The following is a 17979-nucleotide window of genomic DNA, read 5'->3' as shown; positions in this document are numbered from 1 at the left end:
ACAGTTTTTTTCACTACTTCTTCCTTGATCTCTTCTTCGTGCGCTTTGGCAGACTTCCATCATAGTTTTCTATGATGAAGCCAGAGTTTCACACATACGCGACTTCTGTTCCAGAAATCAAGTCCTCATCTGTTCCTTTTACTAAGCATGTCTAATGGGCTGAGGGTTGGATCTACATCAGATCTTTAGATTTAGGACTGACGCAGTTGGACAATTTCTCGTGGGCTGCGTCCGCGAGAAATCGTTCAAAATCCAGAAAGCCTATCGCAAGTTCGCAAGTCCTAAGATTTTTAGATTTTCAGAAGATGCACGGTCAAGACGGATAAGGCGTAACGCACCGTTTACAGCACCGTTTACAATTTATGAGGGAATTTCTGATTCCCACACTGATTCCCACACTGATTCCCACACCGGTTTCAAGACTGATCGCTCTACGCTTGACTCTTTATGTCTTAGAGGGTGTTTGAAAAGGTATCGCCTGTAATGTTAAGCACTCAGAGATCCCCCCTTAGCCCCCCTTAAAAAGGGGGGAAACCGCCTGAAAGTCCCCCTTTTTAAGGGGGATTTAGGGGGATCTTGCACGCTTTGCGACAAACAGTAGGACTTTTCAAACATCCTCTAAGCGCCTGATATCTAAGCGTTTAATAATTCTGAGCGCTGAATATCTGAGCGCTGAGGTTTAAGTACCAAAGTTTAAGCGCCAATATCCAAACTCCCGATGTAAACCCTGATTCGCTAGCTCCTTATGCCGCTCAAACCTGGTGACCCCGCCCCCGACTTTAGCCTTCCCGACGGCAACGGTAATCCTGTAAACCTCAAGGATTTTCGCGGCAAGTGGGTCGTGCTGTATTTCTACCCGCGAGACAATACGCCGGGATGTACGACCGAAGCCTGTGGGTTTCGCGATGCCTATGCAGATTACGAGGCTAGCGACGTGGTGGTGCTAGGCGTTAGCACCGACGATGCCAAATCGCACACCAAGTTTACGACCAAGTACAATCTGCCTTTCCCGCTGTTGACGGATGCCGATGGCGCAGTCAGCACGGCCTACGAAAGCTATGGGCTGAAAAAGTTTATGGGCAAGGAATATATGGGCATCAGCCGCAATACCTTCCTGATTGACCCAGATGGAAAGATTGCCAAAGTCTATCTCAAGGTCAAGCCGGACAACCACGCAGCGCAAATCCTCGAAGATTTAGCAGCGCTTAGGGCATAGCTCCAGACCCGCCTGCGATTACCCCAGCCCTTTCCCCCGCTATGAACCAAGTCTGGCGATACCTGAAAACAGGACTCGGCGTGGTGTTTCGGCATCCGCTGACGGGCACTAGCATTATCCCCATTCTGCCCGACGGCAAAATTGTGCTGGTGAAGCGGCGAGACAATGGGCGCTGGAGCCTGCCCGGTGGCATGGTGGACTGGGGCGAGGATATCCACAGTTCAGTGCAGCGAGAACTGGAGGAAGAGACGGGGCTGCGTTTGGTGAATGTGCGGCGGCTGGTGGGTGTGTATTCGTCGCCCAGCCGCGACCCCCGGTTTCACTCGATCTGCATTGCGATCGCCGTTGAGGTCGAAGGCGCGTTTATGGTGCAAGACCTGCTAGAGGTGGAAGAGGTGCGGGCGTTTGAGCCGACTGCCATTCCCCACGGGCATCTGTCTCACGACCACGATCGCCAGCTTCAGGATTATTTTGCAGGACTGACAACGCTAGCGTAATGTGTAGTCTGGGGTCGGTTCCCCATATCCCGACGACTTCAGACACTCCAGGATGACTCTACCCATTCGCAACGGACGCATTCGCCTGTCCCAAGGACAGATCTTTTGGCGTGAGGTGGGGCAGGGCGTGCCAATCGTGCTGCTCCACGACACCTGGAGCGACGGTGGCGAGTGGCTAGCGGTGGTGGATCTGCTAGCCGAGCAGTATCACTGTTTGATGCCAGATTTGCTGGGTTTTGGCGAGTCGGAGCGACCAAGGCTGCATTATTCTGTGGCTCTGGAGGTGGACTGTCTGGCGGAGTGGCTGGAGGCGCTGCGGCTGCGGCGGGTCTCTCTGGTGGGCGTGGGCGTGGGGGCTTGGGTGGCGGCGAGTTTTGCGCTGAAGCACGAAGAAAAGGTGGATGGACTGGTGCTGCTGGCTCCGGAGGGTGTGAAGGTGGTGGGGGCTGAGCAGCGGTGGCGGGGCGGGCGATCGCTCCTCTCCCGTGTCCCTCTAGCCCGCTGGCTGCTGAATCTGGTTGCACCTGTTGCGAAGCTATTGGGCTGGCGCAGCGTGTTGAAACTGCAAGAACGAGTGCGCCTATGGCGGCGATCTCCCGCAGCCAGCCAAATCTTGTTCAACCGTCGCCCGGTGGAAATTCAGGCAGAATACATCGGCGGCGCGTCTAGTGGCTCGACCGGAACCCACGGACAGCATCTCTCCTGGCTCAAAGCGCCGCTGCTGCTGCTGCAAGGCGACGCAGAAAGCTCCCTCATCGCCGCCCAAATTCGCGCCTACACCGATGCCCCCCGGGCCCAGGTGCAAACGCTGCCCGGCCAAGATTTATTGCAAACTGCGCCAGACACCGTCGCCCGCTCAATTCACGCTTTTATGCGGAATAATATCCGCAGCAATGGCTGACCTGCCGCGCTGTCAGGCATTTGTCGCCCCTGCGATCCTGAAGTTAATCTGAAGCCTGAAGAACTGTAATCCAGCGCACTAATCCAGCCGTACTGAGCGATGTAGGTTGCAGCTAGCCGTCTCTAAGGGTAGGTGGGTGCGTTTAGATTTAGGTATTAGATTTTAGGTATTCGATTTAGGGAATGGTTCAGGTAACGGTGTGTTTCGTGTATTTCAACCTCCCTACGCACACCCTCCCTTACACCAACCTCCTTACGCAAAGGAACCCACACATCAAGAAATGCTATGAAGTGATGAATTTCTTAGCCGCTTAAGGCACGTTTTCAGTGGTGGATTCAGTGTGCTGGTCTGGCAGGTTTCACCGGAGCAGCCCTCATCCCCCAGTTGGCATCGTGGTTCGAGCATCTCTTTCACGACATCTCCGCAGGAATGACTGGACATATGCATGTAGAGGACGATCGCACTGGAATGGAAGTGGGCACGCTCAAGCGGGCCTTGGCAGATAACCTGTACTGCATCCAGGGGAAAGACGAATACTTTGCAACGGCCTACGACTATTACATGGCGCTGGCCTACACGGTGCGCGATCGCCTCACCCATCGCCGCATCAAAACCGCCCAGACCTATTTTGAGCGCGATGCCAAAATGGTCTACTACCTCTCCGCCGAGTTCCTCATTGGGCGGCTGCTGATCAACAACCTGATCAACCTGGGTATGTATGACCAGATGCGCCAAGCGCTCAAGGAATCGGGGCTAAACCTGGATGACCTGCTAGAGCGCGAAGAAGAACCTGGCCTGGGCAACGGCGGCTTGGGTCGCCTCGCCGCCTGTTTTCTAGACTCGATGGCGACGCTGGAAATTCCCGCAATGGGCTACGGCATCCGCTACGAGTTCGGCATCTTCCGCCAGCTCATCGCCAACGGCTGGCAGCACGAATGCCCTGACAACTGGCTGCGCTTTGGCAACCCCTGGGAGATCGCCCGCCCCGATTACATCGTCGAGGTGAAGTTCGGCGGACATACCGAAGCCTTTACCGACGACGAGGGCAACTACCGCGTTCACTGGATGGCGCGGAACACGGTCTACGGCACGCCCTACGACACGCCCGTTCCCGGCTACCACAACAACACCGTGAACACGCTGCGGCTGTGGAGTGCCCGCGCTGGAGAAGATTTCAACTTCCAGGTGTTCGACGCAGGCGACTACACTCAAGCCGTCGCCGATAAGACCTTCTCGGAAAACATTTCCAAGGTTCTCTATCCCAACGACAACACGCCCCAGGGCAAGGAACTGCGGCTGAAGCAGGAGTATTTCTTTGTCTCCTGCTCGCTGCAAGACATCATCCGCCTGTATCTGCGGAAGCATGACAATTTCGACGCATTTCCCGACAAGGTGGCAATCCAGCTTAACGACACCCACCCGGCGATCGGCGTGGCGGAGCTGATGCGCCTGCTGATCGACGAACACGGCGTCGAGTGGAACTACGCCTGGGATATCACCCGCCGCACCTTTGCCTACACCAACCACACGCTCCTAGCGGAGGCGCTGGAGAAGTGGTCGGTGAACCTGTTCCGCAAGCTGCTGCCGCGCCACCTGGAAATCATCTACGAAATTAACTACAAGTTTCTGGATGAGGTGCGATCAAAGTATCCCGATGAGCCGGAGCGTCTGGCCCGCATGTCGCTGATTCAGGAAGGGCATGAGCAGATGGTGCGGATGGCACATCTGGCCTGCGTCGGCAGCCATACGGTCAACGGCGTAGCGGCGCTGCACACCGAACTGGTGAAGCAGGAACTCATGCACGACTTCTACGAAATGTTCCCGGAGAAGTTCCAGAACAAGACCAACGGCATTACGCCCCGACGCTGGCTGCTGATGAGCAATCCGGCGCTGTCAAGCCTAATTACTGAAAAGATCGGCGACAGTTGGATTACAAACCTGGACGACCTGCGTCGGCTAGAGGAATTTGTCCATCACGCCGATTTTCAGCAGCGCTGGCGCGACATCAAGCAGTTCAACAAGCAGCGGCTGGCGGATCACATTCTCCGCAACAACGGCATCGAAGTCAGCCCCCATTCGCTGTTTGATGTGCAAATCAAGCGAATTCACGAATACAAGCGGCAATTGCTGAACGTGCTGCATGTGATCACGCTCTATCACCGGATGAAGGCGAATCCCGGTATGGATATGCTGCCGCGCACGGTGATTTTTGGCGGCAAGGCGGCTCCGGGCTACTTCATGGCCAAGATGGTGGTGAAGCTAATCAACTCTGTCGCCGACATGGTGAACCATGACCCCGACGTGGGCGATCGCCTCAAGGTGATCTTCCTGGCAAACTACGGCGTGGCCCTGGGTGAAATCTCCTATCCCGCCGCTGACCTGTCGGAGCAGATTTCCACCGCTGGCAAAGAGGCATCGGGCACAGGCAACATGAAGTTTGCGCTAAATGGGGCGCTGACCATCGGCACGCTGGACGGCGCAAACGTGGAAATTCGCGAAGAAGTGGGTGCAGAAAACTTCTTCCTGTTTGGACTCACTGCGCCCGAAGTGCTGGAGATGAAGGCCAAGGGCTACAACCCGCAGCATTTCTATCAGGGCGATGAGGAACTGCGCCAGGTCGTGGATTCCATTCGCTCCGGCTACTTCTCACCCAAGGAGCCGGATCTATTCCGGGCGATCGTGGACGCACTGATGCACGGCGACGAGTATATGCTGATGGCAGACTACCGCGCCTATGTAGACTGTCAGGATCGCGTCAGCCAAGCCTATCGAAACCAGGACGAATGGACGCGAATGTCGATTCTGAACGTAGCTCGGATGGGTAAATTCTCATCCGATCGCACGATTCGGGAATACTGCAACGACATCTGGCACGTCCAGCCGATGAGCGTGACGCTGGGCGAATATCGCTCGGAAACGGCAGGACTTCGACGGATCTAGGGGTTGCGGTATCGAACTCGACAAAAGTTTGTCGATGGGGATGTTGAGTTTGCCCTGAGTGGAGTTTGCCCTGAGTGAAGTACCTCGCCTAGGGGGCAACCGAAAACTCGATGGCAAAGCAGAAGCCTTGTTCGTGGCAACCGCCTATAGTGTCCCACCCAAAGGCAAAGCTAGGTTGACGATGCAAATGTTGGCCGATCGCCTGGTCGAAGTTAATCGGGTGGACTCCTAGTCAAGCAAAAACCTCCGATGACTGACGGATCATCGGAGGTTTGTCCCATATCAAACGTGCCAACTTTGGGCTAGTCGCCTGATATTTCGCTAAAACAATTCGGATTCAGAGAGGGCATCGCAGCCGCACGAGTGCCAACACTGGAATTTTTTTGGAAAGTAACCTGAAAATATGGGGGACTTTGCGTAGGATTTGCGGGTTTGACGGTAAGCGGTCTGACGCGCTCGATCGCCATCCGCAACAACTCTTACGCCTGTCTGGAGTAGTATTCCACCACCAGCAGTTCATTGATCGATAGGGCGACCCATTCCCGGTCGATCACGCCGTTTACCTTACCAGTCAGCTTGTTTTTGTCAAACTCCAGATGGCTGGGCAGGTTTGCCAAACCGGGGAACTGGAGATTTTCTTCTACGAGCTTCCGAGAGCGATCGCTGTCTCGCACGCCGATTTCCATACCGGGCTTGCACTGGAAGCTGGGAATGTCTACCACTCTGCCGTTAACGGTGACGTGGCCATGATTCACCAACTGACGCGCTGCTGGAATGGTGGGAGCCATGCCCATACGAAATACGGTGTTATCCAGCCGCATTTCCAGCAGTTGCAGCAGCGACTCGCCTGTGGAACCAGAGGCGCGACGAGCTTTACGAACATAGCGAAGCAGTTGACGCTCGGTAAGACCATAGTTGTACCGGAGCTTTTGCTTCTCTTCTAGACGGACGGCATACTCAGTCCGCTTTTTGCGGGCCTGACCGTGCTGTCCGGGGGGATATGCCCGCTTCGGGCTTTTGCGCGTCAGTCCGGGCAGTTCTCCCAGACGGCGCACTACTCTGAGGCGGGGACCTCGATATCGTGCCATTAGATTCCTCTCCGAAATGCTTTCCCAAAACTAACATTGTATCGCTTTATCTGCGAAGTGGAAAGATCAATTTGAAAGCACCTTGGAAGCAAAGAAAGAGAGAGAAACAGAGGGGGATTCGAGTGATTGGCGCTCTACCCGTCTCTCTCCGGCTACCCAAAATCAACTGGCATACAGAACACGCAGCAAGGTTCCGTGGGAACTGTAGACTATGGACTGAACGATTCAGCGCTGGAGTGGACGAGTATGCAACCGCTAATCATTGCCCACCGGGGCGCATCGGCAAATGCCAAGGAAAATACGCTGTCAGCGTTTGAGCGGGCGATCGCCTTTGGGGCAGACATGGTGGAGTTTGACGTGCGCCGCACCAAGGATCGGGTGCTGGTGATCTACCACGATGCCGAAGTGAATGAGAAGCCCATTCGCAAGCTGACCTACTCTGAACTGCACATCCTCGACCCCGACATTCCCACCCTGACAGAGGTCGTGGATCTGTGCAAAGGAAAAATCCGGCTTGATGTAGAGCTAAAAGAGGCCGGCTACGAAAAGCAGGTGATGGAAATCCTGAGGCCAGCCTTCGATGCTGAGTCGATGGTGGTTACCTCGTTTCACCCCTTTGCCATCCGCCGCATCAAGCAACACTACCCCGACGTTAAGGCGGGGTTTTTATTTGGTCATGGTACGGTTAAATTTTGCAAGTCGTTTCGGCTGAATGCGAAGTCGGTGCGCGATCGCGTCCGAGAAATGCGAGCCGATTTTATCGCCCCAAACTGGCAACTGCTGAGCCACAGCCTGCTGTCGCAGGTGGTAATGGGCGATCGCCCGGTTTGGGTGTGGACGGTGAACGATGAGCCGCTGATGACGGATTTGCTGGGCGATCGCCGGATTCAGGGCATCATTACCGACCGGCCCGATGTCGGAATGCAGATCCGCGCGGCCCATCCGGATGCAGTGTTGACAGGGCGGCTCTAGCGCGATGCCCGGATCATCAGCAAAAGTCCGGCAGCGAGTCCAAACAGGTTGGGAATCCAGGCCCCCAGCACGGGGGGCAGGGCCCCAGCCTGGGCGATCGCCCCAAAAATGAAGTACAGGATATAGTACGCAAAAATAATCAGAATACTGATGGCGAACCCGGTCGATCGCCCAGCCCGCCGCAGTTGCGACCCCAGCGTTGCCCCCACCAGCCCGAAGACAACGCAGACAAACGGCAGCGAGATCTTCTGCTGAATTCGCACCCTCAGTTCGCGAATTTTGCCCAGGTTGCCCGCTGGCTCGATGATCTTCAAATATTCCCGCGATTCGGCGATGTTCATTTCGCCATAGTCTTTGCTGCGCTGAGCCAGGTCAAGGGGCGATCGCGGCAGGGCAAGCTGCTGCTCTGTAAACCGCACAATATTCCGAAACGAGCCATCCGGCGACACCACATAAATTGTGCCGTTTTCAAAGTCCCAAGCGCTTTGCTGCGGATTCCACTGGGCCGACTCGGCACTCACAATCTGATTGAGTCCTTCCCGTGAAAAGTCGAGAATCGTCAGCCCCCGCATCCGCTTGCCGTCAAACTCCTTCGAGTAAAAAATCCGCGCCAGGGCGCTTTCGCGGCTGCCATCCGGCTGTTGAACCTGCTGAAACTCCTGATAGAGAATATTGCTCTCTCGATATTCCACCTGCTCCTGATTCAGCGCCGCCCGCAGCGTTGTCGAAGCCCGCAGATTTGCCGCAGGCACAATCGACTCGTTAAACGCAAACATCAGCCCCGTGATCAACAGGCAAAAAATCAGCGCAGGCATCATCAAGCGCTGGGTGCTAATGCCACAGCCTCGCAGCGCCACCAGTTCGCTATCGCTCGACAGCCGCCCGAAGGTCATCAGCGTGGAAAGCAGCGTCGCCATCGGCAGCCCATACACAATGAATTCGGGAAACTTGAGCAGCAGCACCTCGATGGCTTTGGCAACTGGTAGCCCCTTTTCAACCACCTGATTCACTAGATAAAACAGGCTATCCACCGATACCCCAATTGAGGTAAACGCCCCCACACCAAAGAGGAACGTTGGAAGCAATTCTGAAATGATGTACCGATCCATCACCGGAATCGGCAAAAGGCGCTGCCACCAAGGCTGGCGGGGCTGGTAGGGGCGAGTGAGAGTGGTCATAGGAAGGGGTGAGTTTGGCGCAGGAGAAGAAGGTGCAGGAAAGAAGGTGCAGGAGAAGAAGCTGATGGAGAATAGCCTGTTGCAGGATCGGGGAGTTGGAAGTGCTTCTGGAGCCGCTTCGCATCAGAGGGTTCAGGCTGTCCCCTCCCCACCCCGCCATACTCTACCCCGCTCAGGGCTGAAAGCTATCGCCCAGGTAATACTGCCGCACGAGGGGATTGGCGTAGAGTTCTTCGGTGCTGCCGGAGGCGAGGATTTCGCCATCGCGCATGATGTAGGCGCGATCGGTGATGGCGAGGGTTTCGCGGACGTTGTGGTCGGTGATGAGGATACCAATTTGGCGATCGCGCAGGGTGGCAATAATCTCCTGAATTTCGGCAACAGCGATCGGGTCAACGCCTGCAAACGGTTCATCCAATAAAAGAAACTGGGGCCCGTGGATGCCTGCGGCTAGGGCGCGGGCGATTTCGGTGCGGCGACGCTCTCCACCAGATACGCGGTTTCCGGGTGTCCCTGCAACGGTTTCCAGGCGAAATTCCTTGAGTAGCCCACGGAGCCGAGCCTCATGCTCTTCAGCGGGCACACCAGTTTGTTGAAATACAAGCAGGATGTTGTCACGCACGCTGAGGTTGCGGAAAATGCTTGGCTCTTGGGCCAAGTAGCCAACGCCCATCCTGGCGCGTTCCTGAATTGGCAACCGAGTAATTTCCTGATTGTCTAGCCAGACGCGGCCCTGGTCTGGGCGCTCGATTCCCGTTGCAATATAAAAGGTGGTCGTCTTGCCAGCCCCGTTTGGCCCCAGCAGCCCCACCACCTCGCCCTGCCCAACCGAAAGGCTGACGCGATTGACTACCTGCCGCCGCCCATAAGATTTATGAATGTTCTCTAAGACAATCTTCAACGGCGTACTCGCAGCAGATGGAATCAGCCAATGATCTTATCAAAGAAGCAGCGGCTCGGAAGACAGGAGCGCCTAGATCTACCCGAATGGGTTAGGGCGCATCCCAGTTCTGCAAGTTTGCCCTCATCCCCCAGCCCCTTCTCCCAAAAGGGATTTAGGGTGAGGGATAGGAAAGTGGGATACACTCAACGGGTGATCCGTCCGACCCAATGCGTGATACGCAAATCCAATTATTCTGGACTTTCGGGAAGCTTGAATTCTGGTTTGGGATTGAAATCGGGCGGAGCGGCGGGGTTGCTGCCCGTGGTGGGGTTGGGGTCGGGCACGATGTAGATGGCTTCGACCTGCTGCCCGCGATCGGGGAGGGCGAGGAAGCGTCCCTCGTCCACTAGGTACGTGACCACCTCGCCACGCAGGCTGTTGCCCTCTTGCAAGACATAGACATTGCCGCTGAGGACGATGCGGCGCTCGCGGCTGAAGTATTGCGCCTGCACGGCAGTCGCCTGAATCTGTCGGGCGGGGTAGGTGATGCGGACATTCCCCCGCGCCGTGATGACCCCAGTGACAGCGTTGGCTTCGGTAGTGTCTGCTTCGAGACGGAGGGGCTGGCCAGCCGGGGGCGGGGCCTGCGCGGTGGCAGCGTGGAAGGCGGCGGTGGGCAGCGTCAGGGCGATCGCCAACCCAGTGATCCACGTCTGTTTCGCCTGTTTCGCCTTCGGTTTTGCTTCCTGCGTTGCCCGACGTGCGCCTGCTGTGGCAGGGCTAAGAAAACGAGAGAAAACCATCATTTGGTTGCCCGGTGGTGAATTCTAAAGCCAGTGAAATCGAGCCGACAGCGTTCTGAACGGTCGTTGTGCCCCTGCAAAATATTAGCAATATTAGCGCCACGCCCCTCAGTTCGAGATCCGCAGAGTCCCAGCTTTTTAAGAAGAAAGACGCTAGAGCGCCTCAGAAGGTTCCTCAAACAAGTCCCTCGAACAAGTCCCTCGAACAAGTCCCTCACAAAACTTTCTGGAGACTTTTTAAGGGCGATCGCCCTTCTACACAAATACACGGAGCAGCGAAGCGACTTGGCTTGGCTGCTGCGCTATCTCACGGGGTGAATTGTAGGCAGGCAGGGGGCCTCGCAGCCTGGAGACGTGGAGAGCGATCGCCATAGCTCCGCCGCCTGCTCTGGCCCGCGCTGCTGCAAGTCCTCCAAGATCGCCGCGCTTTGGTGAACCAACTGCTCCACATCAACCCCGTCGTAGTCTGGTGTATAGCGCCCCAGTCGCCGCAGCCCCTCACCCAGCAGCATCGTCGCCCCACGCCCGTTGCCATTGCTGAGGTGATAGAGCGCCACAGCAATTTGCAGCACGCCCTGATAAAACGTCCGCTCTGGCTCCATTGCCTCCATCCAGATAGCCTCTAAGGTGTCATGACACTCATAAAATTGACGATGATTAAATTGCTCAACCCCATCCCAAAATTCTGCTTCAAGCATACTTTCCTTAACTAATTCACTGGATTAAATTCACTAGATAAATTAAATTGTCAACGGATCAACAGTAAAGCCTTCTCGATATGGAGGGGAAAATGCAGGGGCAATGGATGATGTAGCTGTTTCTAATACAAAATCTCTATGGTTAAACACTGGAGCACATTGCTTGAATGCGTGTAGCGCTTGCATCAGGGATAGACCTCCAAAATCATGATTGTTCTTCTCAGTGCGTTTATTTGTCGAGCAATCTATCTCTTGCGAAAAAGAGCCGTCCGTTCCCTATCCCCCCTGAGGGCATTGAAATCTGGGACACAACCAGATTAACTATGAGTGTTAAAAAGCACGGTTGAAAGACTCGCAAAATCTGATTTAAATCTGTTTATATTTCAAGGCCGTGTAGCTTGATTACATCACCCGGTTTAGATAGACAGAGTTCCAGCAATCCGTCGAGGATCTGAAGTGAATCTGAAGATTTATTTCTCCAGGTCTTATCTAAGATACTGTGTGGAGGTCGCTATGTTCGACAAAAAACTCAAGATTAATTCAAGATTTGGCAAGTATTGTTAGGCATGGTTAGGCATGTTTTTAATGGCGCGTTAAATCATCATTAAATCAGTATAGAAAGACACGCGAAGAAGCGCGAAGAAGCATGTGGAGTATGTGGAAGAGTTACTTAAACCAATCATTCAAATCATCCGTCAAAAGTGCTGGATTTGCGCTGCTGGCAGTTGGTTTACTTTCCGCTTGTTCTGGTGACGGTGGGACTCAGAGTAATGCCCCCCAGGGGCAAACGCAGGCCCAGGCGCAAGGTCAGGGGACTTTGCAGATTCGGGCCAACGGCGAAGGTCTTGTGCGTCGGGGGTTTGTGTCCAAGGATGGATGGGAGGTGTCTTTCGACCATGTGTATGTCAATCTAGCGGATATTACCGCTTATCAGACTGATCCCCCTTTTAATCCTGAAGGTGCAGACCCCATCCGGGCGCAACAGCAGGTGACGCTGCCGGGAGAAAAGACGGTTGACCTAGCGGCAGGCGATGACAATGCAGACCCGATTTTGGTGGGAGAGGTGGCGGCTCCCGCGGGTCGCTATAATGCGCTGTCGTGGCGAATGGCGAATGCCAAGGACGGCCCCGCCAAGGGCTATGCGCTGGTGATTGTGGGAACAGGCGTGAAAGATGGGCAAACGGTGAACTTTACGCTCAACCTGGATCGCGAGATGACGTTTACCTGTGGGGATTTTGTGGGCGATGCGCGTAAGGGCATCTTGGAGGCAAACGGCAGCGCCGACCTAGAGGCAACGTTCCACTTTGACCATTTGTTTGGGGATGGCGATGCTCCAGCAGACGACGAACTCAACACGGGGGCGCTGGGCTTTGGGCCGATTGCCGCGCTGGCTCAGAATGGGCGGGTGAGTGCCGACTTGAAAACCCTGGACACAAGTTTGTCTAAGGAAAACCGCGACTTGCTAAACAGCATCCTGCCCTCGCTGGGGCATGTGGGCGAGGGTCACTGTCGCCAGTCTTAGCTCTTAGTCTGCACTGAGTCTGCTTGGTCTTCGCGTGTGCGTCCTGAGATTTGGAGCGATTTGGGAACGGTTCAGGAACATCCAGATTGAGATCTGACCGGGTGAACTCTGGTTCCTTAAGTCTGATTTGGGTGTCGTTCGTTGAGTGTTTTGTTGAGCGTCCTGTTGAGCGTTCTGTTGAGTGAGCTAAAATTGGGCATTTTACGGCGAGGTTTGAGTATGGATTACCAGGGAGCGCAGGGGGTGGGGCGCTTTTTGAAACGCTGTTTAAGCTGTTTAAGACGGTTTGGGACGCGGCTTGCCCTGCGGTCTGGGGTGCTGCGATTTGGGCTGCTGGCGATCGCCACGGGAATCACCATCGCCAACCTGTCTGCACCGGCCCACGCCCACGGGGTTGATATTACCTATCAGGAGACGCGGGCGATCGCCCTGGAAGCTCGCTACGACGGTGGACAGCCCATGTCTGGGGCCCAGGTTGCGGTCTTCTCGCCCGCCGATCCGCAAACCCCCTGGCTGCGGGGCACGGCCGATGAATCCGGTCGCTTTCTCTTTGCGCCTGACCCGGCCCAACCCGGCAACTGGGAGGTGCAGGTGCGGCAGGCAGGGCATGGCGAAATTTTGGTGATTCCGGTAGGGGGCGGTGCGGCAGCGGGCGCTGGTGAACCTGCGTCCGCTGCCACCAGTTCCTCTGAAACCAGTTCCTCTGCAATCAGTCCCCCAGGATCGCGCTCCGGCGGCGGGCTAAATCCAATTCAGAGGTTCGTTATGGCGGCTTCGGTGATTTGGGGCTGCGTAGGAACGGCGCTGTTTTTCTCTCGACGACCCAAGGCTCACAATGCACATACCTGATGGCATTCTCCCCGCGCCCGTCTGCATTGGAGGCTATGCATTGGCGGCCCCGCTGCTGGGTTATGCGCTGCGGAAAATTAACCGAATGCCAGACGTGACGGAGCAAATCCCCAAGGCATCACTGCTGACGGCAGCCTTTTTCATCGCGTCGTCCATCCACATTCCGATCCCGCCAGCAAGTGTGCATCTGGTGCTGAACGGGCTGCTGGGCGCGGTGTTGGGCTATTTTGCAGTGCCTGCGATCGCCATTGGGCTATTTCTGCAAGCGGTCATGTTTGGGCACGGCGGCCTGACGACGCTGGGCGTTAACACCGTGCTAATGGGCTTTCCAGCGCTGGTGGCAGCGTGGGTGTTTCGGCTGCGCCATCGGTTTGGGCGGCTGGGGGCGAGGCGAGCAGATCTCCTGTTTGCGTTTTTGGCAGGGGCGATTGGGCTAGGGTTGGCAGCGCTGATTTTCTTTGGGCTGATTTTGGCGACGATTCCCGGTGGACTGGATGCTCAGGCAGAGCGGGTCGCCGTCTACGGACTCGTCGCGTCGCATGTTCCGCTGGCGCTGATTGAGGGCGTGTTTACGGCAATGCTGGTAGGCTTTTTGCGGCGGGTCAAGCCAGAATTGTTGCAAGACCCGACTCGATCTGACCCGTCGGCGTTGCAGCCAGCCAGCCAGCCCTCAAAAAAATCGACGGGCGGGAGGGCTGCATGAGGCTGGTGATGGATGAGTTTGCCCATCTCGACTCGCCGATCCACCGTTGGGAGCCGCGCTGCAAACTGCTGGGGCTGGTGACGCTGATGTTTGCCTTTGCGTTTGTAGAGCGGGGTTGGCTGGTGCCCGTGGTGCTGGCGATCGCCCTCTCGCTCTACGGGCTGGCGCGGCTGCCCCTCTCGTTTCTGCGATCGCGCCTCCGCTATCCGGGCTATTTTCTGCTGGGCGTGGTGGCGCTGCTGCCGTTCTGTTCGGGACAGACCGTCCTGTGGCAACTGGGGCCCGTGGCGCTGCGTCAGGAAGGGCTGTCTGCCATGCTGCTGGTTGCGGGGCGATTTTTGGCCATCGTCACGACGGGCTTTATTTTGCTGGGCACAACGCCGTTTCTGACGCTGGTGGCTGCGCTGCGATCGCTCGGGCTGCCGCCGGTGCTGGCCGACATGACCCTGCTGACCTATCGCTACTTATTTGACCTAGCCGAAACCCTGGCTACCATGAAACTGGCCATGCGGCTGCGCGGCTTTGGGCAAGTCCCATCGGGCGATCGCCATCGGGGTTTCTCCATCCCCTTTCTGCCCCGGCGAACCGATCTGGGTAATTTATCCGCTCTGGCAGGAACCTTACTCATCCGCAGCTATGAACAGTCTGAGCGCGTCTACAAAGCCATGCGGCTGCGCGGCTACGGCTATACGCCCCGATCCGGCGCTGCACCTGTTGCCCACCCAAAAACGCCGTTTTCCAACCTCGGTCTGGCTAGCGTGATGGGGCTGGCGGGCGCGGTTGGTCTGGCGATCGCCCTTCTGGGGCTAGGATTCGTCCCTGTCTCCTCCGGCGTTCCGCAACTCACCCATCTCCTATCGTTTCGCTAGTTCGCTGCTTCATGTCTCACGCGCTAATCCTGACTCAATGACCCAAACCGACCTCCGCCCAACCTGCTCTGACCCTGTTTGCGCCCCGATTCCCGATGCGCTGACCGTGGCAAATCTTACCTTTGCCTATCCCGGACAGCCCTGCACACTGCAAGACGTATCGCTGCAAATCGCAGACGGCGAACGGGTCGGCATCATCGGCCACAACGGCTGCGGCAAGACGACGCTGTTCACCCTGATGTGTGGGGTGCTGCGCCCTGACGCAGGCGAGATTTTCCTGTTTGGAGAACCCGTGCGGGCCGGACATTTTCATCCAGACGTGGGGCTACTGTTTCAATCGCCTAACGATCAGCTTTTCTCGGCATCGGTGTGGGATGATGTCGCCTTTGGCCCACAGAATATGGGCCTGTCGCCCGAAGAGGTGGCCCAGCGAGTGCAAGAGGCGCTGATACTGACGGGTACGGCCGACCTCGCAGCGCGACCGCCGCACCACCTGTCGGGCGGGCAAAAGCAGATGGTGGCGATCGCCGGAATTTTGGCCATGCGTCCCCGCGTGGTGCTGTATGACGAACCCTCTGCCAGCCTGGATCTCCGTACCCGTCGCCGCCTGATCCAATTTTTGCAGCGTGCGCCCCAGACCTTGCTGATTGCGTCCCACGATCTGGAACTGGTGCTGGAAGTGTGCGATCGCGTGATTTTGCTAGACGAAGGGCGCATCATTGCCGACGGCGACCCGCGCCAGATCATGGGCGATCAGGAACTCATGGAAGCGCATGGTCTCGAAAAACCCCACTCCTTGATGCCCCACCTCCTGCCACACCACGACTAATCTTGCAGATCTCATTTCCCAGATTACTTTCAGCGAAGTCGCACATAAACGCACATCAAATCGCTGAAAATTGTTGAAGCCTCTGCAACCTCCCGAACTGGCAATCCAAAGACGGGCGATCTAAAACCAGGCGCTCCAAAACCAGGCAACCCCAAATCGCTAATCTAAAACCCCCAATCTAAAATCCCCAATCTAAAATCCAAAACCAATCCCAAAAACTCATTCCCCCGCGGAAGCGTTGAGCATGATGCTGCGATAGTGAGATTCGACCGAGTGGTGCTGCGATCGCCCGGTTTCTGGATTCAGCGGCTGCTGTCGCAATGCTCGGTACAGCGCGTGGGTGTCCACCGTTTGCACCTGGCCCCCTGCCACCCGTAGCCGCCCCTGCACCCACACCGCATCGACAACCTGCGTCGGTCGTCCCAATACCAAAAGCTGGAGCGGGTTGGTGCGCGGCAGCATCGAAGGATGGTCGAGGTTGTAAAGTACTAGGTCAGCGTCCATTCCAGGAGTAAGGCTGCCCGTGCGATCGCCCAGATTCACGCCCTTCGCGCCACCGACCGTCGCCAGGTGCAGCGCCCGCTCTGGTGTTAGCCAATGTTCGTAATCGCTGTCGGAAACTGTATGCAAAATCGTACCCAGCTTGATCGCCTCCAGCAGGTTTTGGGCATCGTTGCTGGCGGCTCCGTCACAGCCAAAGGATACATTTAGCCCCGCCTGCAAACACTTGAGAATGGGAGCTACACCGCTCCCCAGGCGCAAATTGCTGACGGGGTTATGCACCAGCGTCGCCCCCGTGGAAGCCAGCAGCGAAATGTCAGCCTCGTTAATCCACACGCCGTGAGCCAAAGAGGTGCGCGGCCCCAGACAGCCTAGATTATAGAGATGCTGCACCGCGCTAATTCCATAGCGCTCCTGGGCAAGACGATGCTGCGTGCGGGTTTCGAGCAAATGAGTATGGTAACAAAGCTGATGGCGATCGCCCAGTTCAGCACAGCCCGTCAGCAGTTCGTCCGAGCAGCGATGGAAACCCGTCGGCCCTAGCCCGATGTAAATGCCCTCCTCGGGAGCATGAAACTCGTCAATCAGCGTCTCCATCAGCGCCAGCCACTCCGCCGCAGACCGGGACGAAGCAGACTGCGGCAACAGGCAGCCCTTTGGAAAGCCCGACGCAAAAGGCAAATCCTGAATCAGCGGCGCAATCACGGCGCGAATGCCCACCTCCCGATAGCCGCGTACCAGCGCTTCTACCGTCTCCCGCTCCTGCCCCGGAATTAGATACGCATGATCCATCAGGCAAGTGCCGCCCGACAGCAGCGTATCCACCGCCGTACTCACTGCGCCCCAGTAGAACTGCTCCAACTGCCGTGGCGTGGAGTCAAACACGTTTGCCAGCCACAGTTCTAGCGGCAACTGAGGAATCAGCCCCCGCTGCCACACCTGAGAAGAGTGAGTATGTCCATTCACAAAACCAGGGAGCAATAACTTATCCTCACCTGGAATGACTTGCTGATCCGGATCGTCTGGCAGAGTGAAAGCGGGCGCAACAGCCTGGATTTTCTGATCAGTTAGTAAAACGTCAACTGACTTTAGAGCAAGATTCTGATAAGCAAGGACATTACGAATGAGAGTTTTCATAGCAGGAATCTGAGTTTTTACGGTTAGGGATTAAAACTGGATACCACGGAAGCCTGCTGTCAACTCGTTTCATTAAAATTAGGATCTACGCAGTTGGACGATCGCAGTTGGACGATCGCAGTTGGACGATCGCAGTTGGACGATTTCTTGCGGGCTGCACCTGTGAGAAATTGCCCAAAACTCAGAAAAGTTATCGCAAGTGCGTAACTCATGAAAATAAAAAAGAGGTCAAACTTGGTATCTGACCTCAACACTTTTAGCATTCAAAGTTCCAGCTTAGCTAATACCAATTTGATCAAAGAACCTTGCTAGGCATTGCTTTAAAACTTTCTAGGTCGGTGATTGCCCTGAGTCGATCCCCCTGAATCCCCCTTGAAAAGGGGGACTTCCGGA

Annotated in this window: 16 protein-coding genes and 1 pseudogene; 11 read left to right on the top strand and 6 right to left on the bottom strand. The window is 56.1% G+C overall.

The genetic code is table 11. The annotated features are described in order from the left end of the window. Positions 1-745 precede the first annotated feature (745 nt). The 5 genes and pseudogenes from bcp to IGS51_RS11945 all read left to right on the top strand — a co-directional run. Positions 746-1216, top strand: a complete 471-nt coding sequence (bcp, locus tag IGS51_RS11965) for a thioredoxin-dependent thiol peroxidase (RefSeq protein ID WP_172354943.1) — start codon at positions 746-748, stop codon at positions 1214-1216. Between the two features lie 41 nt (positions 1217-1257). Then, the gene (locus IGS51_RS11960; RefSeq protein WP_297078600.1) at positions 1258-1713 is read left to right on the top strand and encodes an NUDIX hydrolase; all 456 of its coding nucleotides are present in this window, start codon (positions 1258-1260) and stop codon (positions 1711-1713) included. 52 nt (positions 1714-1765) lie between these two features. Next, the gene (locus IGS51_RS11955) at positions 1766-2614 is read left to right on the top strand and encodes an alpha/beta hydrolase (protein ID WP_297078599.1); all 849 of its coding nucleotides are present in this window, start codon (positions 1766-1768) and stop codon (positions 2612-2614) included. Between the two features lie 429 nt (positions 2615-3043). Then, positions 3044-5554, top strand: coding sequence for a glycogen/starch/alpha-glucan phosphorylase (locus IGS51_RS11950; protein ID WP_297078598.1), 2511 nt, complete (start codon positions 3044-3046; stop codon positions 5552-5554). 9 nt (positions 5555-5563) lie between these two features. Beyond that, positions 5564-5783 (top strand): annotated as a pseudogene (locus IGS51_RS11945) (IS630 family transposase); the annotation flags it as partial. A 250-nt stretch (positions 5784-6033) separates the two neighbouring features. Here the strand turns inward: IGS51_RS11945 and rpsD are convergent. Beyond that, complete coding sequence (gene rpsD, locus IGS51_RS11940) at positions 6034-6642, bottom strand: 30S ribosomal protein S4 (RefSeq protein WP_172354951.1); 609 nt, start codon at positions 6640-6642, stop codon at positions 6034-6036. 195 nt (positions 6643-6837) lie between these two features. Here rpsD and IGS51_RS11935 point away from each other — a divergent pair, with 195 nt between their 5' ends. Next, on the top strand, positions 6838-7614 hold the full coding sequence (locus IGS51_RS11935; protein ID WP_277775299.1) for a glycerophosphodiester phosphodiesterase: 777 nt from the start codon (positions 6838-6840) through the stop codon (positions 7612-7614). Here the strand turns inward: IGS51_RS11935 and IGS51_RS11930 are convergent. The 4 genes from IGS51_RS11930 to IGS51_RS11915 all read right to left on the bottom strand — a co-directional run bounded on the left by IGS51_RS11930 (position 7611) and on the right by IGS51_RS11915 (position 11176). Then, the gene (locus IGS51_RS11930; protein WP_367279326.1) at positions 7611-8723 is read right to left on the bottom strand and encodes an LptF/LptG family permease; all 1113 of its coding nucleotides are present in this window, start codon (positions 8721-8723) and stop codon (positions 7611-7613) included. The two genes, IGS51_RS11935 and IGS51_RS11930, sit on opposite strands and share 4 nt — an antisense overlap. A gap of 241 nt (positions 8724-8964) precedes the next feature. Next, a complete protein-coding gene (gene lptB, locus IGS51_RS11925; RefSeq protein WP_068507664.1) occupies positions 8965-9693 on the bottom strand; it encodes an LPS export ABC transporter ATP-binding protein in 729 nt (242 codons plus the stop codon). Positions 9694-9923: 230 nt separating this feature from the next. Further along, positions 9924-10478, bottom strand: a complete 555-nt coding sequence (locus IGS51_RS11920) for an LptA/OstA family protein (RefSeq protein ID WP_297078596.1) — start codon at positions 10476-10478, stop codon at positions 9924-9926. Positions 10479-10780: 302 nt separating this feature from the next. Further along, positions 10781-11176, bottom strand: a complete 396-nt coding sequence (locus tag IGS51_RS11915; protein WP_297078595.1) for a DUF309 domain-containing protein — start codon at positions 11174-11176, stop codon at positions 10781-10783. 817 nt (positions 11177-11993) lie between these two features. Here IGS51_RS11915 and IGS51_RS11910 point away from each other — a divergent pair. From IGS51_RS11910 to IGS51_RS11890, 5 genes are all read left to right on the top strand, one after another. Further along, complete coding sequence (locus IGS51_RS11910; protein ID WP_297078594.1) at positions 11994-12698, top strand: DUF4382 domain-containing protein; 705 nt, start codon at positions 11994-11996, stop codon at positions 12696-12698. A gap of 219 nt (positions 12699-12917) precedes the next feature. Beyond that, positions 12918-13547: a carboxypeptidase-like regulatory domain-containing protein gene (locus tag IGS51_RS11905; protein WP_297078593.1), complete on the top strand. Its 630-nt coding sequence runs from the start codon at positions 12918-12920 to the stop codon at positions 13545-13547. Then, entirely contained in the window at positions 13534-14250 is a 717-nt protein-coding gene (cbiM, locus tag IGS51_RS11900) for a cobalt transporter CbiM (RefSeq protein ID WP_297078592.1), read from the top strand. The genes IGS51_RS11905 and cbiM overlap by 14 nt, the downstream gene beginning before the upstream one ends. Then, positions 14247-15119 (top strand): cobalt ECF transporter T component CbiQ, encoded by an 873-nt coding sequence (cbiQ, locus tag IGS51_RS11895; RefSeq protein WP_297078591.1) that lies wholly within the window; start codon positions 14247-14249, stop codon positions 15117-15119. The genes cbiM and cbiQ overlap by 4 nt, the downstream gene beginning before the upstream one ends. Positions 15120-15156: 37 nt before the next feature. After that, positions 15157-15948, top strand: a complete 792-nt coding sequence (locus IGS51_RS11890; RefSeq protein WP_297078590.1) for an energy-coupling factor ABC transporter ATP-binding protein — start codon at positions 15157-15159, stop codon at positions 15946-15948. Between the two features lie 219 nt (positions 15949-16167). On the opposite strand, the gene IGS51_RS11885 is transcribed toward IGS51_RS11890, so the two are convergent. Then, entirely contained in the window at positions 16168-17586 is a 1419-nt protein-coding gene (locus IGS51_RS11885; RefSeq protein ID WP_297078589.1) for an amidohydrolase, read from the bottom strand. Positions 17587-17979: the final 393 nt, after the last annotated feature.

The organism is Thermoleptolyngbya sp. M55_K2018_002 (genome assembly GCF_015295965.1).
GTDB lineage: Bacteria > Cyanobacteriota > Cyanobacteriia > Elainellales > Elainellaceae > Thermoleptolyngbya > Thermoleptolyngbya sichuanensis.
The sequence above is the reverse complement of the archived record's forward strand: the minus strand, read 5'-3'. Positions and strand labels throughout refer to the sequence as shown.